The sequence below is a fragment of the Nocardia sp. JMUB6875 genome, from assembly GCF_041154655.1.
Classification (GTDB): domain Bacteria; phylum Actinomycetota; class Actinomycetes; order Mycobacteriales; family Mycobacteriaceae; genus Nocardia.
This window is the reverse complement of sequence record NZ_BAAFGR010000018.1, coordinates 1-25,615: the sequence shown is the minus strand read 5'-3', so window position 1 is coordinate 25,615 and position 25,615 is coordinate 1. Positions and strand designations below refer to the sequence as shown.

15 protein-coding genes and 1 pseudogene are annotated in these 25,615 nt (G+C 69.3%); 10 read left to right on the top strand and 6 right to left on the bottom strand.

What is annotated here, in order from left to right:
* Positions 1 to 27: 27 nt before the first annotated feature.
* Entirely contained in the window at positions 28 to 1,839 is a 1,812-nt protein-coding gene (locus tag ACAM49_RS07210) for a dynamin family protein (protein WP_369634700.1), read from the bottom strand.
* 123 nt (positions 1,840 to 1,962) lie between these two features.
* On the bottom strand, positions 1,963 to 3,177 hold the full coding sequence (locus ACAM49_RS07205; protein ID WP_369634657.1) for an IniB N-terminal domain-containing protein: 1,215 nt from the start codon (positions 3,175 to 3,177) through the stop codon (positions 1,963 to 1,965).
* Positions 3,178 to 3,493: 316 nt separating this feature from the next.
* Between ACAM49_RS07205 and ACAM49_RS07200 the strand changes: the two genes are divergently transcribed.
* The 6 genes from ACAM49_RS07200 (at position 3,494) to ACAM49_RS07175 (ending at position 13,211) form a co-directional block, all read left to right on the top strand.
* A complete protein-coding gene (locus ACAM49_RS07200) occupies positions 3,494 to 5,281 on the top strand; it encodes an Hsp70 family protein (protein ID WP_369634656.1) in 1,788 nt (595 codons plus the stop codon).
* A 22-nt stretch (positions 5,282 to 5,303) separates the two neighbouring features.
* Positions 5,304 to 8,126 carry a LuxR C-terminal-related transcriptional regulator gene (locus tag ACAM49_RS07195; protein WP_369634655.1) on the top strand — a complete coding sequence of 941 codons (2,823 nt, stop codon included), beginning with the start codon at positions 5,304 to 5,306 and terminating at the stop codon, positions 8,124 to 8,126.
* Between the two features lie 43 nt (positions 8,127 to 8,169).
* Entirely contained in the window at positions 8,170 to 9,291 is a 1,122-nt protein-coding gene (locus tag ACAM49_RS07190; protein ID WP_369634654.1) for a hypothetical protein, read from the top strand.
* 117 nt (positions 9,292 to 9,408) lie between these two features.
* Positions 9,409 to 10,755 carry a S1 family peptidase gene (locus ACAM49_RS07185; protein ID WP_369634653.1) on the top strand — a complete coding sequence of 449 codons (1,347 nt, stop codon included), beginning with the start codon at positions 9,409 to 9,411 and terminating at the stop codon, positions 10,753 to 10,755.
* 118 nt (positions 10,756 to 10,873) lie between these two features.
* On the top strand, positions 10,874 to 12,214 hold the full coding sequence (locus ACAM49_RS07180) for a S1 family peptidase (protein ID WP_369634652.1): 1,341 nt from the start codon (positions 10,874 to 10,876) through the stop codon (positions 12,212 to 12,214).
* A gap of 160 nt (positions 12,215 to 12,374) precedes the next feature.
* Positions 12,375 to 13,211 carry an NRDE family protein gene (locus ACAM49_RS07175; RefSeq protein ID WP_369634651.1) on the top strand — a complete coding sequence of 279 codons (837 nt, stop codon included), beginning with the start codon at positions 12,375 to 12,377 and terminating at the stop codon, positions 13,209 to 13,211.
* 79 nt (positions 13,212 to 13,290) lie between these two features.
* Here ACAM49_RS07175 and ACAM49_RS07170 read toward each other — a convergent pair whose 3' ends face one another.
* Positions 13,291 to 14,085, bottom strand: a complete 795-nt coding sequence (locus tag ACAM49_RS07170) for a hypothetical protein (RefSeq protein WP_369634650.1) — start codon at positions 14,083 to 14,085, stop codon at positions 13,291 to 13,293.
* Between the two features lie 375 nt (positions 14,086 to 14,460).
* Here ACAM49_RS07170 and ACAM49_RS07165 point away from each other — a divergent pair, with 375 nt between their 5' ends.
* The 3 genes from ACAM49_RS07165 (at position 14,461) to ACAM49_RS07155 (ending at position 19,738) form a co-directional block, all read left to right on the top strand.
* Entirely contained in the window at positions 14,461 to 17,673 is a 3,213-nt protein-coding gene (locus ACAM49_RS07165; protein ID WP_369634649.1) for a heterodisulfide reductase-related iron-sulfur binding cluster, read from the top strand.
* A 202-nt stretch (positions 17,674 to 17,875) separates the two neighbouring features.
* Complete coding sequence (locus ACAM49_RS07160) at positions 17,876 to 18,637, top strand: copper homeostasis protein CutC (protein ID WP_369634648.1); 762 nt, start codon at positions 17,876 to 17,878, stop codon at positions 18,635 to 18,637.
* Positions 18,638 to 18,922: 285 nt separating this feature from the next.
* The gene (locus tag ACAM49_RS07155; RefSeq protein ID WP_369634647.1) at positions 18,923 to 19,738 is read left to right on the top strand and encodes a lytic polysaccharide monooxygenase; all 816 of its coding nucleotides are present in this window, start codon (positions 18,923 to 18,925) and stop codon (positions 19,736 to 19,738) included.
* 633 nt (positions 19,739 to 20,371) lie between these two features.
* Here the strand turns inward: ACAM49_RS07155 and ACAM49_RS07150 are convergent.
* The 3 genes and pseudogenes from ACAM49_RS07150 to ACAM49_RS07140 form a co-directional block, all read right to left on the bottom strand.
* A pseudogene (locus ACAM49_RS07150) lies at positions 20,372 to 21,616 on the bottom strand (YibE/F family protein); the annotation flags it as partial.
* Between the two features lie 429 nt (positions 21,617 to 22,045).
* A complete protein-coding gene (locus ACAM49_RS07145) occupies positions 22,046 to 23,305 on the bottom strand; it encodes a pyridoxal phosphate-dependent aminotransferase (protein ID WP_369634699.1) in 1,260 nt (419 codons plus the stop codon).
* Between the two features lie 46 nt (positions 23,306 to 23,351).
* Positions 23,352 to 24,713 (bottom strand): XRE family transcriptional regulator, encoded by a 1,362-nt coding sequence (locus tag ACAM49_RS07140; protein WP_369634646.1) that lies wholly within the window; start codon positions 24,711 to 24,713, stop codon positions 23,352 to 23,354.
* 256 nt (positions 24,714 to 24,969) lie between these two features.
* On the opposite strand from ACAM49_RS07140, the gene ACAM49_RS07135 reads away from it, so the two are divergent.
* A complete protein-coding gene (locus tag ACAM49_RS07135; RefSeq protein ID WP_369634645.1) occupies positions 24,970 to 25,419 on the top strand; it encodes a hypothetical protein in 450 nt (149 codons plus the stop codon).
* Positions 25,420 to 25,615 lie beyond the last annotated feature (196 nt).

The window sequence follows — 25,615 nt, the reverse complement described above, 5'->3', positions numbered from 1 at the left end:
ACAGCCGATTCCCAGTTCTCAGGCCCGTCACCCGGCGGCGGGCGGGAGTTGGGGCAGCGCACCGGGAGCGGGAGGCTCGGGGCCGAGGAGGGCGTTGGCGTGATGGCGGAGTTCGGCCACCACGCGGAGGCGGCGGTCCAGTTCGGCGGCGCGTTCGGTGCGGCGGGCCGATTCGAGGTTGGCGGCCTCCTGGGCGGCGCGCAGGGATTCGTCGAGGGAGCGCAGGGTGCGGTCGGCGATGGCGGTGAAGTGGTCGCGCAGCAGGCGGTGAATGCGGTGCAGGCGGTCCTTGGTCTCCTTGCCCGCGTGGAAGGCGATGTCGTCGAGATAGCGGCGCACCGCCAGCTTGGCGTCGGCGCGGCGCTTGGCCAGGCGGGCCTTCTTGTCATCGCTGAAGGCCTTGCCGCCCAGCAGGACTCCCGCGCCCAGCGAGAGCGGGTTGATCAGCGCCATCCCGGCCATGGTGCCCGCCATCCCCGCCATGATCACGCCGCCGTAGGACCCGCGCACGCCCACCAGCAGCTTGTGGCTCAGGCCCAGATCGGGTTCCAGATCGGCCAGCGTGCAGGAGGCGGTGCGGGAAGCGCCGTCGAGGGTGTCACGGACCTCGGGGAGGTCGACCGCGCCCAGCTCGGTGAAATGGGTGGCGACCCGCTCGGCCAGCCGCACCGCGCGGGTGCCGGTCCACACCAGGTTGTCGCCGACGGCGGAACCCACGGTGGCCGTGAGCCATTCGTCCATGCTGTCCCAGTGGCGGCCGGGATCGTGCTCGTCGATCCAGTCCTCGGCGGTGCGGGCGATACCGCGCAGGCGGTCGCGCAGATCGTGGTCGATGTCCCCGGCCAGGTCGGTGATGCCGTCGCCGAGGGTCTGCTGCCAGGCGGCGGTGTGACGATGCAGCTGCTCGGCCTCGGCGCGGGCGGCATGCAGTTCCCGGATCGCGGCCGCGCCCCGCGCCGGATCGCGCAGCGCCACCAGCTCACTGCCCAGCGCCAGCGCCAGATGTTCCGCGGCGGAACTGATGTCGAGGGCGACCGCGCGCTGCAGGGCCGCCTGATCACGGGCCACCACCTGCTCGCGCAGGAACTGGAACACCAGCCCGAACCCGGATTCCCGGCCCAGGCCCTCGTCCCGCAGCAGCATGGCGTGGGCGCGCAGGACAGCCGAGACCGGCAGCATCGGCAGCTCGAGTTCATTGGCGCGCAGATGCTTCCGATTGGCCTCGAACACCTGCCGCCAGTGCGGGTACAGGTCGATCTTGGTGACCAGCACCGCGACCGCCGGGCACAGGGCACGCACCTGACGCAGGAAATCCACCTCGGTCTCGGTGAGCTCGGTGGAAGCGTCGGTCAGCACCAACACCGCGTCCGCGCCCGGGGCCTGGCCGAGAACCGTTGCGGCTCCGGTGGTTCCGTGTGCGCCCAGCCCGGGTGTATCGACGATGACGATGCCATCGGCGAGCAATTGACTCGGCGCCTCGAGCTCCAGCCGGAGCACCGGCCGCCCCTGCGGGCTGCGGCCGGTGACCCGGGGAATCGCCTCGAAAGGCACCGGCTCCCGGGGGTTCTCACCGCCGTCCGCGCCCGCGGCGACCAGGGTGGCGCGCGGTTCGGCTCCGTAGGACAGCACCGTGGTGACCGCGGTGGCCGCATCGTCGGCCACCGGGCACACGTCCAGATTGACGAGCGCGTTGACGAATCGGCTCTTGCCCTGATTCCCCAACCCGGCCACCAGGATCCGCCGCCGCGGATCCCGCACCTTGCCCGCCACCGTCTCCAGCCTGGCGACCAGATCCCCGCGGTGCGCCGCCCGCGCCACCGCGATGGTCTCCGACACCATCGTCAACAGCGGATTCGCCGCCACCGTGCTCGTCACAGCCAACTCACCGAACCTATTCCAGCCGTATCTGTTCCGGAGGGACCTCGCTCACCGCGGCGGAACCGCGGTGAGCGACCCCTCGTCCTACGAGTGCAGCATGTCGCCGACGATGTCCCCGCCGACATGCGTCCCGAGCTGCGCTCCGGTGTGCGCCCCGCCATCCGCGAACAGCGACGCGTCCGGCCCGGTCGCCGCGTGCACCCCGCCCCCGAATGCCTTCGAAACATCCACTCCGGCCCAAGGATTGACCCCGACCCCGTGCAGCCCGGCATCCACCGCGGTCCCCCCGTGCACCCCGCCGTCGAGGCCACTGCCCACCTGCACGCCACCGACACCCTGTCCCGCACCGGAAACCCCGGCATCCAGCCCGGTCCCAACAGCGGCCACAGCATTGCCGACCCCGGTGAGCCCGGTATCCACACCGCTGTGCAGGCCGGTGTCGAGCCCGGCTCCCACCTGGGTTCCAACGTTCCCCACACCGGAAATACCAGTCTCCAAACCACTTCCGACCTGACCGCCGAGATCCGCGCCCGCGTGCAGGCCGGTGTCGAGGCCGGTCCCGATCTGGGTCGCGACATTCCCCACGCCCGAAATGCCTGTCTCCAGCCCGTTTCCGAGCTGCGCGCCGAGATCGGTACCGACGTGCGCGCCACCGTTGATTCCGGTCTGCAGGTCCGCGCCCACCGCGTTGGCGGCATCGACCGCGGCGGAAAGGTTTGCGCCGAGGCCGGTTTCGATGTTTCCGGTCGGAGCGAGGGCGGCGGTCAGGCCGGTGGTGATGTCCGCGCCGCCCTGGGTGGCCGCGCCGATCGCGCCCTCCAGGCCGGTCTCCAGGCCGGTGGTCAGGCCCGCGCCCAGGTCGACGGCCGCGCCGAGGCCGGTGGACAGGCCCAGGTCCAGGCCGGTGCCGCCGTTGAGGACCACTCCGGTGGCGGCGGTGGTGCCGAGGTTGACGCCCACGGTGTCGCCGAGTGCGACCGATCCGTTGGCGCCGACCCCGCCGTTCACCCCGGCGCCGACCCCGAGGCCGGTGTCGGCTGCCAGCCCGGCGGAGCCGCCCAGCCCGGCGTCGGCGCCGAGGCCCGCCCCGCCCGCCGCGATGATGGCGGAAAGCTGCGAACCTCCCGCAACCAGCGCGGACTCGGCCACCATGGGCGCGACGGCCGCGATGTCCTCCGGGGTCACGTTGTCCAGTCCGGCGGCGACCAGCGCCGCACCGGGATTGGTGCAATAGCTGACGGCGGCCTCGTGGTCGCGCAGCAGGTTGAGGATGAACTCGAGAATTGCGTTGGGGCTCATGGCGAATCAACTCCCTGGATGGGCGGGCCCCGTTGACCCGCACTGCTCGATGTGCCTTTCACGTTAGGAAGCCGACGCGTTACGCATAACGGGGTGAACTCCCCCAACTCCGGCAACTCTCAGTTACGGGGGAAGGTGGACATTAGGGGAATTTCCCCATACCTCTCGGGGAATCGGTAACGACAGTCCCCCAGCTACCGACAGGCTCGGTGGGCAGGCAGGCCCGAACCGAGGTTTTCGCACATATCGGACACAAGAGCTTTCGGGCAGCACGCGCTTCACCCACCGCGTGTTTGGTAATGACAGGGGAACTCGAATGAGTCAGGGGCTGGCGCTCGGCATCACCGTCGGGTCGTCGAATACCGTTGCCGTGACGACTTCGGGGGGACAGCACAGAGCGCATACGGGGCCCAGCATGATGGGCGCGGAGCCGGAGGTTCCGGATAGTTTCCTGTCCCGGGTCGGGGATCCCGTGGACATTCGCACCGGCGACGGAACCGCTGTTCGCGCCGCGGATCTGGTGGCCGCGGCCATCGGCCGGGCGATGGATCAGGCGGGACCGGCGCAGGCCGCGGTCGCCTGCTATCCGGCGTGGTGGTCACAGCACACCGTCGAGACGCAACGCACGGCGCTGGCCGAGGCCGGGCTGGACGCCGTGGCCCTGGTTCCGGAGCCCACGGCCGCCATGCGCTGGCTGCAGGAGGTGCACGAGTCCAGCCACGACGGCGCGATGGCGGTGTACGACCTGGGCGCGACCGGTCTGACCGTTTCGGTGGCGCGCACCGGAGCCATGTCGGGACTGCTCGGCGAACCGGTACGTACCACCGCCGTGGCGGGCTCCGAATTCGATCTGCTGACAATGCGTTACGTGCTGGCCCATGCGGTCGGCGATAAGGATTTCGATCCTTTCGACCCATTGGTGGAACAAGAATTGGCGGCGCTCCGCCAGCGCTGCAAAATTGCGAAGGAAACGCTCTCCACAAATACCGCCACGGTGGTCCCCGTGCGTTTGCCCGGATTCAGCCAAATGGACGTTCGACTTGTTCGTGACGATATCGAGGATCTGCTGCGCGGACCCTTGCTCGGCTCCATCGACCTGATTCGCGAGGCCCTGCGCCGCGCGGGCGTGGCCGCCGCCGATCTGGACGGCTTCCTGCTCACCGGCGGCGGCGCGAGCATACCGCTGGTAACCGAAATGCTGTCCACCGAATTCGGCGTCCCGGTCGCGGCCGCCGCCGATCCGGCCCACCTGAGCGCGCACGGCGCGGCCCTGCTGGCCGCCGACCTGCTCGCCGACACCCTCGACACCGAGGCGCATCCGGCCATCGCGATCGGCGGCGTCGCCCACGCCGAGGCCGGCGGCGGTCCGGCGCTGCCGACGCCACGCACGGCCGCCGGTCTCCCGCAACGGATTCCGGCCGACACCCCCGCCGGATCGCTCGACACCGCGGCGGCAACGCCGTCCGGCACTCCGGGGACCACGGCGGAATCCATTGCGCCCCGACATATCCCATCCCTGCCGGAGCTACCGGTCGAGGAGTCCGGCGGCTTCCGTCATTGGAAGCGCGTCGCGGTGATCGGCGCGGCCGCCATCGCGGTGGCCGCCATCGCCACCGGAACCCTGGCCATGGGCACCGGCGGCCAGTCCACGACGCCCGCGAATCCGGCCGGCCCGCAATCCCCTTCGACCTCCGCGGCGGCGTTGAACGCACCCGCCCCGAACGGTGACGGCGCCGCCCCCGGCCAGCCGACACCCGTGGCGGGCAGCCCGATCGTCGCCACCAAGCCCGCGCAGCCGGGCGCGGATCGGCCCGGCAATACGGCCGGCACCGTCGCCGCCCCCGCCCCGGCGGCCGCCGATCAGTCCGGCGGCCAGGCCGAAGCCCCGGCGCCACAGCAGAATCCGGCGACACCGCAGTCACCGCAGACCCAGCCGCCCGCCCCGGCTCCCCAGCCGCAGACCCCGGCTCCCCAGCCGCCGCAGCCACCGACGCAGGTGCCGGCGCCCGCTGCCCCCTCGCTCCCCGGAGCCCTGAACAACGCCGTCGATGGTCTCGGCAACGCCATTCCGGCGCCGCAGATCGTTCCGCACACCGGCGGCTGAGAGTTGGTTCTTCGTGACAGGCATGACCCCAGTCGCGCTCGATTCGCTCCCGGGCGCGCGAGAGATATTCCGGGAACTCGATTCCGACGATGCGGCCGCCGCGCTGTATCTCATCCGGGGCCGTTCCGGCACCGGTAAGTCCACCCTCCTGGGCGCCGTCCGGGCCCGGCTGCGGGCCCGCGGCATCGCACACACCGACAGCCCGGTGCACGCGCTGCGGCCGCCCGCCGCGCCGCGCGCCGACGGTCATCCGCAGCGCGGCCGCATGGCGCTGGTCGTGGACGATGCCCACGCGCTCGGCCCGGCCGAGTTCGACATGCTTTGCGCGGCGGTGGATTCCGGGGAATTCCCGGTGGTGATCGCGCTGCGCCCGCGCCCGCACGACATGCGACTGCGGGGGCTCACCGATCTGGTGGCACGCCGCGGCCGCGTCATCGATCTGCGCGCCCTGGGCGCGACCGAGATCGCCCCGTTCGCACGGGAATTGGGCATGATGGTGCCGCGCGGCCTGGCCCAGCACATCCACCGCCAGACCGGCGGCATCCACGGCGGCGTGGTGGCGGCCCTGACCGCGGCCTGCGCGACCCGTCTGGACGCGGGCGTTTCCGCGGTCGATCAGGCGGTCACGGCGTGGGCGCGCGCCCGCCTCGACGACGCCGACCCGGACCTGCTGGACGCGCTGGTGGTGGCGGCCATCGGCGCGGGCCTGGACACCGGCGAGCTCGCCGAGGTCCTGGATCTCGCGCCCGCGGCCGCCCAGGATCTGGTGGACCGGGCCCGCGGCAGCGCCCTGGTCACCGACGCCGATCTGCTGCTCGCCCCGGCCGTCCCGCCGCTGCGCACCCTGGTCGGGGACCGCCGCTTCCTGAGCGTGGCCCGCCGCCTGCTGCACGCGCGCCTGGACGCCGGGCTGCTGCGCGCCCACACCGCGCTGCTGCTCGCCGAATCCGGCGTCCGCGACGAGCGGCTGGCCGAATTCCTGTGCGCCGCAGCGGAGAAGGCGGGCGAGGAGGCCGTCCGTCACTACGCGGCCGCGGCCGCCGCCGGCGCCGATCCGGACGCCCTGGCGGTGCGCTGGGCCGATGCCGCGGCGCGGGCCGGGGACGGCGACACCGCGCTGCGCCTGGCCGAACCCACCCTGGCCGATCCGGACATCCCGCTGGCCGACCTGGCCGCCGCGGTGCGCATCTGCGCGGGCGTCTGGACCCGCCGCGGTCTCGCCGATCGCGCCGCGCAGCTCTACACCTGGCTGGGTCCCACCCGCGTGGGCCCGGACTGGGCCGTCGCCGCCACCGTCCTCTATCTCTCCGGCGATGTCCAAGGCGCGCAGACACTCTCGGTGAACTCCGCGCAATGGCCGCCCACCGAGGCCACCTCGCGCGCCGCCCTGATCGCCAACGCCATCCTCGACTCCATCGGATCCGGCGAAACCCCCGCCCGGTACGGCGCGGGCCGCGGCGGCGACCCGCGCGTGGGTTCCGATCGAGTCCGTCAGGACGGTATCGGCCAGGTCCGCCAGGGCGGCGCCGACCCAGTCCAGGGCGGTCCCGGGCGCCCGATCGGCGCACCGACGCAACCCTCGGCGGGGAACGCCCGGGCCTTCAAATCTCCCTCGGCGACAACGGGATTCACCGCGGAGCTGCAGGCCGTCCCGCGCCCGCCGACGACACTGGCGGCGCGGCGTTTCGCGAGTCCCGCACTGGCGCATCGCGGTGCGGCGGTCGCGGCGGCGTCGGCCCTGATCCAGGCCGCGCACTCCGGCCCGGCCCCCGCCGATGACGGCGGCGACCGGTTCCTGCCGTGCTCGGCGGTGTCCATCGCGGTGCTGCTGTGCCTGAGCATGGGTGATCCGCGCCGGGCGGCCGACGCCCTGCGCGGACCCGCCCGCGATCCCCAGCGCCTGGTGCTGGGCGCGTGGGTGGCCATGCTGGGCGGCGACGAGCATTCGGCGGCAACGCTGATGGCGGATGTCCCGCTCGCGCAACTGGATCCGCGCGATCGCCTGCTCGCGCACGGCGTGCTGGTCGGGCTGGCCCGGCGCGGCGGCGACCACGCGGCCCTGGCGCTGGCCTGGCAGCAGGCCGCGCCCCTGTTCGACGAGGTCGGCGCGGATCTGCTGACCCTGTTGCCCATCGGCGAGCTGTGGCTGGCCGGCATCCGGCTGCGCGACGAGGCCCGGCTGACCGCGCTGGTGACCGCCGCCGACGAGCTGCTGCGCCGCCTCGGCCAGCCGCCCGCCTGGTCGAATGCCTTCCACTGGTACGCGATCCAGGCCGCCATCGCGCAGGAGAGCCCGGAAGCGCTGCTGCCGCATGCCCTTCGGCTCAAGACGGCCGCGGCGGCGGGCGATCCGCAGGCCGCGGCGCTGGCCGACGCGGGCCGCACCTGGGTGCTGGTGCTGCGCGGTCAGGTGACGCGGGAGCGGGTGGAGGGCGCGGTGGCCCGGCTGTCCGGGCTCGGCCTGCGCTGGGACGCGGCCCGGCTGGCCAGTGAGGCCGCGCTGGCGGCCGGGGATTCGGCCACCGCGACGGCCCTGCTCAAGCTGGCCCGCACGCTGCGCGCCCAGGCCCGGCCGCACGAGTCGCCGGTGCGCGCCCCGGCGCCGTCGGCCCCGCAACCGCGTCCGGAGCCGATCACCGATACGGTGCTCAGCGAACGCGAGCGCGAGGTCGCCGAACTGGTGCTGCTGGGCTTGACGTATCGCGAGATCGGGGCCCGGCTCTATATCTCGGCCAAAACCGTGGAACATCACGTGGCCCGGATGAGACGTCGAATCGGTGCGGGCTCGCGTTCGGAGTTATTGTCAATGCTTCGCGCCATGGGTCACGGATCACTCCTCGTCTGACCCGGCGCGAGAGATCCCTGACGCACCGAGTGAGGTAACGAGGATGGCCACTGGGGTGGGCCTGCGCATCGCGGACGACGAATCCGTCGTCGCCGTGGTGACCGGCGACGACGCCACACTCCCGGTGCACTACACGGTGCGCGAGTCCGTGCTGCACATGTCGGAGGACGGCGACGCCGTGCTGGGCGGCGAAGCGCCCGAGGGCTATACGCACTCGATCCGCGGCTTCGTGGCCGCGGTGGGCGATCCGGCCGGGCTGCCGGTGGACGACGGCGAGGCGTACCGCGCCGAGGATCTGATGGCCACCGCCGTCTTCTGCCTCATCGGCCAGGCCGCCGAGCACCTCAACGGCCCGGCCGAGTTCTACCTGACCCATCCGACCGGCTGGCCCGAGACCCATGTCCGCTCGCTGCGCGAGGCCCTCGACTATCTGGGCCTGAAGTCGGTGGTGCTGGTCGCCGAGCGCGACCTACCCCCGGCGGACGCGGACACCGGCAAGACCCTCGCCTATCAAGCCGCCCGCGCGGCGCTGGCGGCGGTGCTGTCCACTCCGGCCGGGCTGACCCCGCCCGATGCCACCGCGTCCGCCGCCAATGCCGCCGACGTCACCGACGTGCTGCCCGCCCTCAAGGGTTCGGAACTGGCCCAGGCCTATTCGGAGGCGGTCCCGGCCGTCACCACCGCCGAGCCGCCCGTCACCCGCGGCATTCCCGCGGTGCCCGCGGCGCACCCGCCGAAGGCGAACCGGGGTCCCTACATCATCGCCGCCGTCGCCGCCGTGATCGGTTTGCTGCTGGGTGGCATCGGGGTCGCCGCGGTGTTGCGCCAGGACGATTCCACGCCCGGCCCGCCGCGCGGCGAGGTGCGTTCCGAGCCGAACGCCACCGCGGGTGTGGCCCCGCCGCTGCTGCCGCCCACCGGATCGGAGCATCCGACCGCGGCCGCGCCGCCCGCCGATGTGGTGGACGCCCCGGCGACCACCGAGGCCCCGCCCACCACCACGCCGCCGCCCACCACCACCGAGGCGCCGACGACCACCCCGCGCACCACGCCGCCCACCACGACACGCCCGTACCCGCCGATCTACCAGTACCCGCCGGTGCCGACGTTCGAAATCCCGCAACCTCCGGTGGTGCAGGATCCCTGGGGACAGCTTCCGCGCTGATTTCGTAGCGACCATCCGTGGTTTGTGCCCTAAAGTGGTGCGCTGACCGACCTTCCGGAAGGTAACCGGATCCGGCCCCGGAACTGTCGGTCTGCTGGTGCACTACGAAGGGACTCCATGCGCAAGTTCATGGCGCGCCGCGCCACGGTTCGAGCTGCCACCGTCGCATTCGCCTCGACCGTCCTGATCGGTCCCTTGCTCAGCACCGCCACCGCGGACACCCCGGATCAGCTTGCCGCCGAGAAACTTCCGGCCGAGCTCGTCACGGCCATCCAGCGCGATCTGAAGATGACGCCCGCCGAATACCTGGAGCGCTCCGAGAAGGCCCAGCAATTGCGGGACTACGCCACCGGATTCCGCTCCCAGCGCCCCGACGACTTCGCGGGCGCCTGGCTGGGCACCGACGGCAAGCCGGTCATGGCCGTCACCTCGCTCGACGCCGCCAAGATCGCCGCCGCCGACGGCTACCAGACCCGGCTGGCCCCGATCAGCGCCGACAATCTGGAGAACTCGGCCGATCAGCTGAACATGTGGATCACCGCGCTGCCGCGGGATCTGTCCAGCGCCATCAACTCGGTCGCCATCGACTTCCTCAACAGCCAGCTGGTGCTCAGCGTCGCGAACACCCCGGCGGGCCATTTGCTCAACCTGCCGACGCTGATCGCCAATATCAAGGTGATGCTGTCGCCGGATTCCGGCGGCCCGGTGGAACGGCGTCCGATGGGCGGCGACACCTACATCACCGCGCCGACTCCGCTCAGCGATGCCGCGCTGCACAGCGTGGATGTCTGCTCGTTCGGTTTCAACAGCGTGGATTCCGCCGGTAACCCGCTGAACATCAGTGCCGGGCATTGCAATCCGAATGTCGACAAGGGCATCGGCGCCGATGTCTACATTCCGAATGTGAAAAACCTGGTGTCGAGCCCGAAGGCGGGCAGCTTCGTCTCCTCGAACCTGGGCGGCCGCAGTGGACTCGATTACTCGGTCATCAAGCTGAACGACGACGCGGTGCGCGCGGGCATGGATCAGCCGGTGGTGCGCGGCGCCAACGGCACCACGCTCGCCATCACCGGGGTGGCCGATCCGATCACCGGCGCGCCGGTCTGCAAGTCGGGCCAATCCTCCACCTTCACTTGCGGTTTCGTGGTGGCCGACCGGGTCGAGACCCAGCTCTACACCGCCGAGGGCGTGTCGAAGACGGTGCGCGGCTTCGCCTCCAGCGCCTGCACCCTGGGCGGTGACAGCGGCGGCGCGATCGTGACCGGCACGCTGGCGCTGGGCATCACCAGCGGTTCGAACGCGGCCGACGCGCCGAACTGCAACGAGGCCAATACCCAGTTGGCGCAGTACGGTGGAACGGCGTCGCTGGGCATCCCGGTGCGCGCGATTCTGAGCGAGATCGACGCCAATTCCGGCGGCGGTATCGGCAGCGGAATTCAGGTGCGGACGCGCTCCATCGCGTAAAACGGACATCCTTCTCATTGCGCCATAATCCGACACGCTCGCTGTTTGCCCCGCGAATACCGAAACGTCACCTCGCAATAAGTAGGCATAACGGTCGCGACACCATATAGTCGGGGCCATGCTCCTGCCACGTATGCGCTTCTCCATGCCTGCCGCGGGTCGAAACCCGCGGTCCCTTGTCCGTACTGCGGCGATCGCGGCCACCACTGTGCTCGTCGCCGGACCCCTGGCAGCGAGTGCGCACGCGGAGCCCGCCAACCCCACCCCGGATCTTCCGGCCGCGCTGATCACCGCCATCACCCGCGATCTCAAGATCTCCCCGCAGGACTACCTGAACCGCGCCGACGTCGCGCAGAAGGTGGCCACCTTCGCCACCACCGCGCAGCGGCAGTTCCCGCAGGTCTTCGGCGGCGCGTGGCTGGACGAGACCGGCAAGGCGATCGTGGCGCTGGCCCCCGGCGAGGGTGTCGACCAGGCCCGCAAGGCCGTGCAGGACGCGGGCTTCACCGCCAAGGACGTGAGCAAGAGCGAGACCACGCTGCGCGGTGAGAAGAACGCCTTCCAGCAGTGGCTCAAGGATCAGCCGGAGTCCGTGTCGAAGGCCATTCGGGGCGTGGCCATCGACACCCTGAACAACAGCATCGCGGTGCGGGTGGACAAGCCCGATCTGCCGCTGCCGGGCTTCGTGGACCCGGCCCGCGTGATCGTGATGGCCGCACCGCCGGTCGGCGGCGAGGGCCAGGACGTCCCGCAGGCCACCCCGATCGCCGGCTCCGGGCCGCGCGCGATCGCCGCCGGTGAGGCCTACGCCTCGGTGGCGGGCCGCATGTCGCTGCGCTGCTCGCTCGGCTTCAACGGCACCGACGGCAACGGCAACGTCGTGAACATCACGGCGGGACACTGCAACCCGAACATCGCGGCCACCGGCGGCGCCAACTCGCCGAGCGTGTACCAGCTCGTCGGCGACAGCCGCGGCCCGGAGGTCGGCCAGTTCCAGAAGTCGATCCTCGGCAACCAGGACTACTCGATCGTCGGCATCAACGACCAGTTCCGCGACGCCTTCTCCAACCCGCTGGTAAGCGTCCCCGGCGCGGGCCCGATCAGCATCACCGGCGTGGCCGTGCCCGTGGTCGGCGCCCCGGTCTGCAAGTCCGGTGCGCGCACCGGCTTCAGCTGCGGCGTGGTGAACGCCGTCGACCAGACCGTCCAGGTCGGCGACCGCCTGCTCACCCAGTCCTTCTCCGCCAATATCTGCGCCCTGCCCGGTGATTCGGGCGGCCCGCTGGTGACCGGCACCCTGGCCCTGGGCATCTCCAGCGCGTCATCGGTCGCCGACTACCCGATCTGCGAGATCCCCAACCTGATCGGCCTCATCACCGGCAACACCCCGCAGCTGTTCGCGCAGCCGGTGAGCACCGTGCTCTCCGACAACCCGGGTCTGCGGGTCCGCACCAGCTAGTCCCAGCATCCTCGAAAAGGCCGGTAGCTCAACAGCTACCGGCCTTTTCGCATGTTGGGGTACCCGGGACCCCTTGTGGCAGCGATGTGGCGGCAGGGAGGCATGGGACGGGAGTGATCGGGCATAGGCCGGACCGCCTGCTCTCCGGCATGCTGGAGACATGTGTTTGGTGTTGCTCGGCTGGCGGACGCATCCGGAGTACCGATTGATCGTGGCCGCCAATCGCGAGGAGTTCTTCACCCGCCCAACGGAATCGCTGCGCCGCTGGGACGAGGTGCCCGGATTGCTGGCGGGCCGGGATCGCGGCGCGGCCGGTCCGGTGCCCGGGACCTGGCTCGGATTCCTGCCCGATCGCCGCAGATTCGCGACGGTCACCAATGTGCGCCTGCCGGACGAGTTCCGCACCGACGTCCGCTCGCGCGGCGCGCTCATGCTGGATTTCCTGAGCGGCGATACGGTTCCGGAGAAGTTCGCGCGCGGGGTGGCCGCGGCGGCCGACGACTACAACGGCTACAACATGCTGGTCTCGGACCTGGAAACGCTGTGGTGGCACAGCAATCGGAGCGATCGGGCCCCGCGCGAACTGCCGCCGGGCTTCCACGGCCTGTCCAACAACGCGCTCGTCGGCTCCCTCGATCCGGACGGGACCGTCTCCGCCGATTCCACCGACGCGGTCTGGCCGAAGGTGCGCGAGGGCGTGCGCGCCCTGCACGCGGTGGCCACCGCGAATCCCGGCGATGTCGCGGGCTACCTGCGGGTGCTGGCCGACCGCACCCGCGCTGCCGACTCCGAACTACCCGCCACCGGCCTGGACCGGCTCACCGAGCGCGCCGCCTCGGCGCGCTTCGTCCGCCATCCGATCCACGGAACCCGCTGCAGCACCGTGCTACTGGTGCGCGAGGACGGCGGCTACACGATGACCGAACGCACCTACGGCCGTCTCGGCCGGGCGCAGGGCACCGAGACCTTCACCGGACGCCTCGACCTCGCGGCCTGAAACGCGAACGGACCCGCCCTGTTTCCAGGGCGGGTCCGCCGCGATGTTCGCCGGAATCACTCCCGGCGATCATTCGGAACTACTTGGGGCCGTTCATGTTCGCGTCGCTCCACTTGCTGGTGCCCGGAGCCGCCTGCAGCGTGTTGATCAGGTCCATGCCGGCGACACCCAGCGCGGGCGCGCCGAACGCGATCGTGCCGAGGATGCCGCCGATGCCGGCCAGCGCGACGAAGGTCGGGATGGAGGCGAGGCAGCCCACGACGGTCAGGCACTCGATCGCGCCGAGCGCGATGCCGATCGCGCCACCGACAACGACGCCGACCGCGGTGCCCACGAAACCGCCGATGGCGGTGGCGAGGCCGAACTCGGTGGTGAAGTTGTTCATCGCGCGCTGGTCCTCGACCGGCGACGCGACATCCTTGAGCACCATCACCGGGTTGTTGAAGGTGCCCAGCTTGGCGGCGTCGAAGTCGGCGGGCTTCTCCGGCACCACATTGAGAACGGTGTTGTCGGCCTTCAGCTCGGCCTTGACCGGAATCTTGGTTCCGGCCACGGAGTAGTTGAGCGGGAAGGAGACGACGGTTGCGCCCTGCAGATCCTTGACGTTGACGATGGTCTGCTTCGGATCTTCCGGAGTAGCACCGTCCTTCTCACTGAGCTCGAAGACGCCGTTCTTCAGGGTCGACACGATGGTCTTGTCCTGCACCATCTTGCCGTCGACGAACTTGGCATCGACCAGCTTGCTGGAGTAGTCGATCCCCGCCGGCTTGGCCGGCGCGGGCACGGCCGCGTCGTCGGCGTGAGCGGTCGTCATCCCCACGGTCATTGCGCCGATGACCAGGGCAGCCGCCGCAGTGGTGCTGCGAAGCTTCATATTCGGTTGGTTCCAATCCGTCATCAGGTAATCCGCTGTGTGCCTCTTCGCCACGCGAGACCCGGCTTCCCTCGGGCCAGCCACGCGCTAGGACTTGTCCTCCCCGAGCATGTGAATACGCACACAGCTGTCGGACAGCGTGAGCCTAGTCGATCGATCTACGATTTGCGAGATTCGTTTCTTTTGGCAGGACAAGGCGTTTCGAAGTAAGCCTGCCCTTGGTTACAGCCGCGAATTGCCGGGATTTACGGTGTGGGAAACCCTGGACAGCTAAGTTACCGGCGAGTAACTTACCGTCCATTAGGATACGTGCAACCCGAGGCGGAACCAGGCTGCCTCGCCACTGGCTCGTAGAACCGTAAGAGAGGTCGCGACATGAATGCCCTGACAGTGACGCTGGGCACGATTGGGGCGGTGTTCACAGTCTTCTGTTGGGCATCGTTCATCGGAGGCGTGCGGAACATCGCGCGCACCGTCATGGTCGGGCAGTCCGCGCCCGATCGCTGGCGGCCGTTCTTCCCCCGCTTCAAGACCATGATGGTGGAGTTCCTCGCGCACACGCGCATGAACAAATTCCGCACGGTCGGCTGGGCGCACTGGCTCGTCATGATCGGCTTCCTGCTCGGGTTCATCCTGTGGTTCGAGGCGTACGGCCAGATCTTCGACCCCGAATTCCATTGGCCCATCATCGGTTCCTGGGGCATCTACCACCTGGTCGACGAAATCCTGGGCATCGGAACGGTGGTCGGCATCCTGGTGCTGATCGCCATCCGCCAGCTGAACCACCCGCGCGTGCCCGCGCGGCTGTCCCGGTTCAGCGGCTCCAGGTTCGCGCCCGCGTATGTGATCGAATCCATCGTCCTCGTCGAGGGCCTGGGCATGGTCATGGTGAAGGCCGGCAAGATCGCCACCTACGGCGAATCCCACACCTGGAGCGACTTCTTCACCGAGCAGGTCGCCAAGCTGCTGCCCGAGTCGATCGCCATGGTGTCGATCTTCGCGTTCATCAAGCTGTGCTCCGGCGCGCTGTTCCTGCTCCTGGTCGGCCGCAATGTCACCTGGGGTGTGGCCTGGCACCGGTTCGCGGCGTTCCCGAACATCTACTTCAAGCGTGAGGACGACGGCACCGTCGCCCTCGGTGCGGCCAAGCCGATGATGTCGGGCGGCAAGCCGATCGAGATGGAGACCGCCGATCCGGACAACGACACCTTCGGTGTGGGCAAGTTCGAGGACTTCTCCTGGAAGGACATCCTCGACGTCACCACCTGCACCGAATGTGGTCGCTGCCAGTCGCAGTGCCCGGCCTGGAACACCGGTAAGCCGCTGTCGCCGAAGCTGCTGATCATGTCGCTGCGCGACCACGGGTACGCGAAGGCGCCGTACCTGCTGGCCGGTGGGCGTAAGGATATGGGCGGCGACGAGATCGGTCTCGTCGATGCCGAGGGCAAGCCGAACGAGCGTGCGCTGGCGAAGATCTCGGAGGCCGCGCGGGCCGAGGCGGAGCGTCCGCTGGTCGGTGGTGAGGATGTCAACGGCATCATCGACCCCGAGGTCCTGTGGTCGTGCACCACGTGTGGTGCGTGTGTGGAGCAGTGCCCGGTCGATATCGAGCACGTCGACCACATCATCGACATGCGCCGCTACCAAGTCTTGATCGAGTCGGAGTTCCCCTCCGAACTCGCCGGACTGTTCAAGAACCTGGAGAACAAGGGAAACCCCTGGGGCCAGAACGCCAAAGACCGCCTCAACTGGATCTCCGAGGTCGACTTCGAGGTCCCCGTCTACGGCCGCGACGCCGACAGCTTCGACGGGTATGAGTACCTGTTCTGGGTCGGTTGCGCCGGTGCGTACGAAGACCGCGCCAAGAAGACCACCAAGGCCGTCGCCGAACTCCTCGCCACCGCCGGGGTGAAGTTCATGGTGCTGGGTCAGGAAGAAACCTGCACCGGCGACTCGGCCCGCCGCGCGGGCAACGAATTCCTGTTCCAGCAGCTGGCCATGCAGAACATCGAAGTCCTCAACAACGTGTTCGAGGGTGTCGAGCAGGCGAAGAAAAAGATCGTCGTCACCTGCGCGCACTGCTTCAACGCGTTGAACAACGAATACCCGCAGGTCGGCGGCACCTACGAGGTGGTCCACCACACCCAGCTGCTCAACCGCCTCGTGCGCGGTAAGCAGTTGGTGCCGGTGTCGCCGGTGGCGCAGAACGTCACCTACCACGACCCCTGCTACCTGGGCCGCCACAACAAGATCTACAACGCGCCCCGGGAACTGATGGAGGCGTCGGGCTCGACGCTGGTCGAGATGCCGCGTCACGGTGAGCGTTCCATGTGCTGTGGTGCCGGTGGCGCGCGCATGTGGATGGAAGAGCAGCTCGGCAAGCGCATCAACATCGACCGCGTCGACGAAGCCCTCGACACCCTCAAGGGCGGCAACGAGCCGTCGATGATCGCGACCGGTTGCCCGTTCTGCCGGGTCATGCTCACCGACGGTGTCACCGCCCGTAAGGACGGCGGCGAGGTCGGCCAGGGCGTCGAGGTCGTCGATGTCGCGCAGCTGATGCTGCAGTCCATCGACCGCGTGGATGCCGCGACCCTGACCGAGAACCTGAAGGTCATCCAGACCCCGAAGGTCGAAGAGCCCGAACCGGTTTCCGAACCCGAACCGGTCAAGGCCGAAGCCGCCGTGGCCGAGGCGCCCGCCCAAGCCCCGAAGGCGGCTCCTGCCGGTGGCGGTCTGGGGATGAAGGGTGCCGCCAAGGCTCCCGGCGGTAAGGGCCTGGGCATGAAGGGCGGGCTCAAGCCGCCGGGCGCGAAGGCCGCGGCTCCGGCCGAGGCTGCCCCGGCCGCCGAGGCGCCCGCCGCCGAGGCTCCCGCGACCCCGGCCGCCAAGCCGGGCGGGCTCGGCATGAAGGGCGGCCTCAAGGCTCCCGGCGGCAAGGGCCTGCAGATGAAGGGCGCCGCCAAGGCTCCCGGTGCCAAGGCCGACGAATCCGCTTCCGCCGCCGCGGCTCCCGCCGCAGCCGCACCGGCCGAGGCCGCATCCGCCGCAGAGCCCGCGACCCCGGTCGCCAAGCCGGGCGGGCTGGGCATGAAGGGCGGCCTCAAGGCTCCCGGCGGCAAGGGCCTCCAGATGAAGGGCGCCGCCAAGGCTCCGGGCGCCAAGCCCGCCGCCGAGGCCGCTCCGGCCGAGGCTGCCGCTCCGGCGGCCGCCGAGGCTCCCGCGACCGAGGCTCCGGCCGCATCGGCTCCGGCCACCGAGGCCAAGCCGACCATCGCGGCCAAGGGTCTGGCCATGAAGTCCGGCCTGAAGCGCCCCGGCCCGAAGGCTCCGGGTGCGGCCGCCCCCGCCGCCGCTCCGGCTCCGGAAGCGCCTGCCGCTCCGGCCGATTCAGCTCCGGAGACTCCGGCCGCACCGGCTCCGGCCGAGCCCGCCGCGGCTCCGGCCGAACCGGCCGCCTCGGAGAGCGCCGGTGCGTCTGAGGCCAACGGCACCTCCGAAGGCAATGGTGCGGCCAAGCCGCCCGCCGCCAAGCCGGGTGGGCTCGGCTTCAAGTCGGGCATGAAGGCGCCGGGCAAGAAGAACTAGGTCCGGGCCCGAAACCTCGGGCAGCCGAACCGGATTGAAAAGGGCGGTGCCACCTGCGGGTGGCGCCGCCCTTTTCGAATTCTCGAGCGGGCCGGATTACCCCCTCCGACCTGGCGATTCCCCGAGCGTTGCGGCCGCCGTCGCGGCCGTAGCGGTTAACCTCGGGCAACAATCCCGGCGGGAGTTCGCCATACTGCAGGGTATGACGGTTGCGCGGGCGGTTCGGGTCGAGATCGGGGTGGAGTCTCTGGGCGGGGTCCGGATCGCCGAACAGGCGGGGGCCACCCGGGTGGAATTGTGTTCGGGCCTCACGGTCGGGGGTCTCACGCCGGGTCCGGCGCTGATCGAGGCGGCGGTGGAGGCGGCGGGGCACACCCAGGTTCACGTGCTGATCCGCCCGCGGCCGGGCGACTTCCGCTATTCGGCCGAGGAGGTGGCGCTCATGCGCACCGATATCGAGCGGGCGCGCGCGGCCGGGGCGCATGGCGTGGTGATCGGCGTGCTCGACGAGGACGGGCACATCGATCCGGCGGCGAATACCGAACTGCTGGCCGCGGCCGACGATCTCGAGGTCACCTTCCACCGCGCCTTTGATGTCTGCGCCGACCCCTACGCGGGTTTCGACCAATTACTGGAGCTGGGCTTCACCCGGCTGCTCACCTCGGGACGGCAGCTGTCGGTGCTGGACGGCGCGTCCCTGATCGCGCGGCTGGTCAACCTCGCCGACGGCCGCATCGACGTGATGGCATGCGGCGGTCTGCGCGCCGACAATGCCCGCCGGGTGATCGAGTTGACCGGGACGCGGGATCTGCATGCGGCCGTGCGCATTCCGGTGCCGGGCCGCCCGCAGCCCGATTCCGACGTCTCGTTCGCCGAATTCGGAGTGCCCAGCGGCTTCGACCATTTCGCCACCGACGCCGACGGCGTGGCCGCATTGTGCGATGCGGCGCGGACGGCGCTCTGAACCCTCCCGGACTTTTTCCGCAAATGCGGTGCTGTCCCTTCAATTTTCCCGCTACCGCTGAGTTAAGTTTGCCGTGCCCATGATCAAGTTTGCTGGGCGATGACACAATTCGGCCAACTAGGCCAGGGCCCTTGACCGAAGCGTTACCGAGTCATATTTTTTAGAGCACAGTTCTGCAACAAAGTGGTCTGGATCACATCCTAGATCCGTCATGGGACAGCATGCCGGCCCCCGCTGCCCCACTCTCCCAAGGGGTTTCACGTGCTCGTAAGAAGAAGTCTGTCCATGCTCGGGGCCATCGGCATCGCACCGGTTATCGTCGCAATCCTGCCCGCGACCCAGGCCCAAGCCCACGGCTACGTATCAGCACCCTTGAGCAGACAGGCGCAATGCGCCCAGGGACTCCTATCCTGCGGCGATATCAAATACGAGCCACAGAGCGTGGAAGCGCCGAAGGGCTCGAACAAATGCAGCGGCGGCAACGCACGCTTCCCGGAACTCGACGACGACTCCAAGCCCTGGAAGGTCCAATCCGTAGGCAGCTCGGTGACTTTCACGTGGACCTTCTCCGCCCTGCACCGCACCCAGAACTGGGAGTATTACATCGGCGACACCAAGGTCGCGACCTTCGACGGCGGCAATAATCCCGCCCCGGCCGAAGGCGTCAGTCACACAGTCGATCTCAGCCGCTTCAGCGGCCGCCAGAAGCTGCTGGCCGTCTGGAACATCGGCGACACCGTCAACGCCTTCTACTCCTGTATCGACCTGCAGATCGGTGGTGGCGGCGGAACCACAACCACCACAACGCCGCCCAGCACCACGACAGCCGCGCCCACCACGACAAAGCCGCCGACCACCACGCCACCGGTCACGACGACACCGCCCGCAACGACCACGCCGCCGACCACCACCGGTCACCAGCATCCGACAACCACGCCCGGCCAGCCCGCCGCCGATGCGTGGAAGGTGGGCGCGCACTACGACATCGGTGACATCGTCACCTACGACGGCATGCGCTACCGCTGCCTGCAGGCGCACACGGTCTACGACCCCGGCTGGACGCCCGTTGCCGCCCCGGCACTCTGGCAGATGATCCACTGACCGTCTGCCACCGAGACCCGTCAGGTGCGGGCAGCGAACCCGAAACCGCCGAATCGGGCTGCGACGCCCCGCACCTGACGGAGAGGGGCGTGTTCCCCCGGGAACACGCCCCTCGCAACGGCTTTCGCGCTAGGGCCGCGAGTGCCGCCCGCCGCGCGGCGGTTCCGGCCACCCCTCGTCCGGCGATTCCGGCCAGTTCTGGCCCGCGCCTTCCGGCCATCCCAGATTCCGCGGCTCCGGCCGCTCCGGCTCACTCCACGGCTCATCGCGGTTGAACCAGGAGGAGGTCGTATGCCCGGGCTCCGGATTCGACTGCACCACACTGGTTCTCGGCACGGTCGGCGGTTCACCACCGCCGACGCGCGGCGCCGCCGGATATTCGCCGGTGCGGGGACCACCCTCGTCTCCGCGCCGGACGACCGGCTGAGATCCGGTGCGGGGCACTGCCGATTGCTCACCGGTGCGCGGGGTTCCGGTGCGTCGCACCGCGGGTTGCGATCCCGTCCGGGTCGCCAGTGGCTGCGAGCCGGTGCGCGATCCGGCCGCCTGCCCCGCGCGACGCGGCGTATTCCGCTGTGCCGCACCACTTCGCGTCCGCTTGGCGCCCGCACCCGCGGGCGCGGCGGCCGGTTTGGCGCCCAGCGGCCGGGCCAGCAGCACCGCGATGGCGGTGGTCAGCGGCACCGACAGCGCCAGCGCGATACCGCCGACCGCGGATCGCGCGATCTCGATGCCGACCGCGTCGCCGGTCAGCACATCGCTGATCGGCCGCCCGGCCACGCTGAACAGCAGCAGCAGCGGCAGCGCGCCACCGGCGTAGGCGAGCACCAGGGTGTAGACGGTGCTGGCGATGTGGTCGCGGCCGACCCGCATGGCGGCGGCGAAAATGCCGCGCCGGGTGGCCTTTTCGTCCAGGGCCGCCAGTTCGAAGGCCGCCGAGGCCTGCGTGATGGTGACGTCGTTGAGCACACCAAGCGAGCCGATGATGAATCCGGCCAGCAGCAGTCCGGTGATGCTCACATGCTGGATGTAGGCGGCGACATTCGTGTTCTGTTCTTCGGACAGCCCGGTCAGGTGGGTGATCTTCAGCGACACCCAGGACAGCACCGCCGCCACCACCATCGAGGTCAGGGTGCCCAGCAGAGCGGAACTGGTGCGCAGGTTCACCCCGTGTGCCAGATACAGCACCGAGTAGAGGATCACCGCGCCCGCGACCAGCGCCACCGGAATGGCGGGCTTGCCGTCCAGCAGCGCGGGCAGCAGGAACATCACCAGCACCCCGAACGCGATGACGAGCCCGATCAATGCCCGCAGTCCGCGCCACCGCGCCACCGCGATGATCACCACCGCGAAGACGATCACGATGATGGTCAGCGGCAGCCCGCGCGCGTAATCGTCGAACGAGTAGATGGTCGCCGGATTCGGATCCTGCGCGGTCTTCGGCGCCTTCTGCGGCACGATCCGAATCTTGTCCCCCACACTCAATTTCGGCTGATCCGGCGTAGGCGAATTCACGAAGAGCGTCCAACTCCCCTTGTCCGCACCGGAATTGATCGCCACCACACTGCGCGCGCACTGCTGCTGCGCCGCCGGCAACAACTCCGGCTCGACCACGAACACCTTGCCATTGGACGCATCCCCACAAGGCCCGAGATCCTGCTTGACGACAGTCCCGGCCTCGGAGCTGACAGCCCCGCCGCCGCCGTTCTGCATTGGCAATGGAATATCCACATGCTGCGCACTCGGCCACAACCAGACCAGCCCCGCAATCACGGCAATTCCGATTACGGCAAGTAACCCGACGACGACTCGGGCGGCATTCGTTCCGATCGCAATGGGTCCGGAATGGTCGTGATGGTGATGGTGGTGATCGCTCACGCAGCGAGCCTAAACGAAAATCATTTCTGACATGCTGAGAGGTTGTTCCGCTGAATTTTGCGGGAGGGGCGGCGGAGAGCAGGGGGATGTCTCCGCCGCCCGGCATAGGTGGCCCAGGGGGGGTAGGCCAGCCAATGCAGGGCCGGACGGCCCAGGGGGGGTAGGCGGTCCGGCCGGGGCACTCTAGGTGCCGAGGACCACTGTACACAAAAGACGGTTCTTTGCGCTAGCTAAGTCTCTAAAAACCGAACTTTTTCGTACCTGCGGTCTGTTTTAGCCAGGGTCCCACCTGCGCCATGGGCATCATTAGGAGGTGTCCAGTAACGGACAGAAGCGGATTCGCGCAGGTCAAACGGGGTACATCGGAGCGCGCGCCGGTACTCCAGCGTACCCCGCATGTACCCCGCGATCGAGTATTTTCAGCCGGAACTACTGCCGATAGCTGGCGAGGAAGTTGCCGAATCGCTCGATGGCGACCGACAAGTCGCGCGCCCAGGGCAGCGTGACGATGCGCAGATGATCGTGATGCGGCCAGTTGAACCCGGTCCCCTGCACCATCAGGATCTTCTCCTGCAGCAGCAGATCCAGCACCAGCTTCGAATCATCGTGGATCTCATGGACTTCCGGATCCAGCCGCGGGAACGCGTACAGCGCGCCGGTCGGCTTCACGCACGAGACGCCCGGAATCGTATTGAGCTTCTCCCAGGCCACATCCCGCTGCTCCAGCAGCCGCCCGCCGGGCAGCACCAGATCGTCGATGCTCTGATGCCCGCCGAGCGCGACCTGAATCGCGTGCTGCGCGGGCACATTCGGGCACAGCCGGGTGGAGGCGAGCAGATCGATGCCCTCGAGGAAGCCGCCCGCGTGTTCCTTGGGCCCGGTGATGACCAGCCAGCCCGAGCGGTAGCCCGCGACCCGGTAGGCCTTGGACAGGCCGTTGAAGGTCAGGCACAGCAGATCCGGCGCGAGCGTGGCCAGCGAGATGTGCTTGGCGTCGTCGTAGAGGATCTTGTCGTAGATCTCGTCGGCCAGCAGCAGCAGCTGATGCTTGCGGGCCAGATCCACCACCTGCTGCAGCACCTCGGCCGAGTACACCGCGCCGGTGGGGTTGTTGGGGTTGATCACGACAATCGCCTTGGTCTTGTCGGTGATCTTGGATTCCATATCGGCGATGTCCGGCTGCCAGCCGTTGGACTCGTCGCACAGGTAGTGCACCGGGGTGCCGCCAGCGAGCGAGGTCATGGCCGTCCACAGCGGATAGTCCGGCGCCGGAATCAGCACCTCGTCGCCGTTGTCGAGCAGCGCCTGCATGGTGATGGTGATCAGCTCGGAGACGCCGTTGCCCAGGTAGACGTCGTCCACATCGAATTCCGGGAAGCCCGGCACCAATTCGTAGCGGGTGAAGATGGCCCGCCGCGCCGGGAGGATGCCCTTCGACTCGCTGTACCCCTGCGCGTACGGCAGCGCCGCGATCATGTCGCGCATGATGACGTCGGGCGCGTCGAACCCGAACGGCGCGGGATTGCCGATGTTCAGCTTCAGGATCCGGTGCCCCTCGGACTCCAACCGCGCCGCGTGTGCGTGTACCGGCCCCCGGATCTCATAGAGAACGTTCTGGAGTTTGGTGGACTGCTCCAGGACGCGCGGGGACCGATGCGGTAGGTGACTCTGTGGGCTCACCCGAACAATGGTGCCATTCGGACGCAACCAGCTTTTTTTGCGTCCGACACGGGAGCTACCGAGCGGTATCCGGGGGCAGCACACTCCTGGCCGCGGTGCTGCCGCAGAACTCCTCGATCCTTTCGTCCAGGTCCTGCGCCTCGCCCGCGTCCCGGAACTCCGGGCTGGCCAGTCGCTGCCGCACGGCGGACAGGCGCTCCTCGAGTTGGGCGATGCGCTTGTCCTCGTCGAGTTCGAGCACCGGCTCGAGCGCGGCGGCGGCCCCGTCGAGGCTGCCGTTGATCAGGTGCGCGGCGGCGTTGTCCACGCGGGCCAGCGATTCCGCGCCGTAGGAGCGCTTGTCGGTCGGCCCGTTCACGTAGAGGTCGATGGCGCGGTTGGTGGCCTCCAGCGCGGGCTCGGCCTGTCCGAGGTGGATGTAGGTCGCGCCGGCGTAGTAGTGGCTCTTGGGCTGGTTGAACCCGAACACGCCGCCGACCTCGTCGTGCAGGGTGTCGCTGGATTCGCCGTCGCGGGCGTCGTCGGCGGCGCGGATGCAGCGTTCGGTGTCGTGGGTGCTGCCCAGCCGCGACCAGATGCGGGCCTCGATGTTCAGCAGCCGCACCCGCGAGGTCGCGGATTCGGCGTAGCGGTGCCCGCTCTGGGCCAGCAGCACCGCGCGGCGGGGCCGCTCGGCGCGGTATTCGATGAGGGCCTGCATGCCGCGGGTCCAGGCGCGCAGCGGATTGTGCTCGCACAGTTCGGCGTAAGCCCAAGCGGCCCTGGCCTGTTCGCCGGCGGCGTCGAAATAGCCGAGATCGGTGCTGGCATTCGCCAGCAGACCGGACAAAGTGCCCGCCAAAAGGTACAGATGCGACGTATCGGCGGGACGCTGATGGCCTTCGAGCAACCGGTACACCCGCCGGCGCACCCGCAGCATCTCCACCATCATCGGCACCGGCGGCATGTGGACGTACTCGTTGGCAATCCGAGTGACGTCGGCGTCGAGCTGTTCCAACATGGTCGCACCCACATTGGTGCTCTCCGCCCTGCCGGCGTGCTCGCTTGCTTCATGGGCAGCCGCCATGATCAGATCCCTCTCCGAAATCGCCGCTAACGCATCGCCCCTCATCGCACCCGTATCGACGAGTGCCAGCAGTTCCGCGTCGCTGGAATAACTGGCCTGCGCGGGCATCCCGCTCCATAGCTCGGAACCGCCTTGGCGCACATCGAAACCGGGAACGGCGGGGCGGTCGCTCGAGGGCTGGTCGATCAAGGCCGCGAACCGTGCCCGCACAACATCGTCGGACCGGGCAAGGGAAGTATCGAGAGCGGCCTGATTGATGGGACGGGGATGCACCCGATCGCCCCCGGCCTCCCATTTCGAGACCAGTCGCTCGTGCACACCCAGGTGTGCGGCGAACTCCCGGATACTCATGCGCTTGGCATCGCGGAGGGCCCGGGCCTCTTTGCCTGACCAGTGCCGGACCACGGTGCCATCCCTTCCGAACGAACTCCGATACCCAGGGTACGAGCGGAAACAGGCCGCGACCACATCCGAAACCTTTTAGGTACCAGGCGTTATACGTATCGGTAATAGTGGCGGCGGAAAGGCAGTGGAAGGCGGGTGTGCGGGCGTGTTCACAACGGCCACCGGCAGGCGACCCTTGTGGTCAGGGGAAGGAGGCGGGGATGTGAACGCGGACAAGCTCAGAACAGTCGAAGACTGGGTTTCCTACTACCGGCACGAGTTCGGGCTGCCGGTCACCGAACGCGGCGGATTCGTCATGCTTCCCGTCACCGCGCAGATCGCGGTGGTGCACCTGCCGGTCGCTCGAGCCGAAAAGGTCCGCAGCGCACTGCAACAGCGACACAAGGGCGCGCCCATGCTGGCCCGGCAGATCCGCTGGAGCCTGCTGGCCGAACCGGATTCGCGCCCCGGCGCACAGATCATGGAGGTGCTCGACACCCTCGACATCGGCATTCCGGCGGTCGGCAGCGCGGTCATGCTGCCCACCGGCCTGGGTCGCTGGACCCGCGAGGGGTGTCACTGGGTGACACCGCCCGCGCGCGACACCAAACTCCCACCCCTGTCGGCGATCATCACGACAGCTCTGGCGGTGGGAACCGGAAGCGAGGACTGAACGCAGCCGGTCCTCGCACCGGCGCCGAGCGCGCCGGCCCCACCGAGTCCGCCCCCTCTTGGCAGTCGACGGGGCGGACTCGGTTGGTTCAACTCTCGAAACTCTCAGGGGCTTCGCCCCCGAACCCCCAGAAACTCTCGGGGGCAAGCCCCCGGACCCCCGGGGCCGAATCCCAATTGCCTTGCGTCAGTGCTCT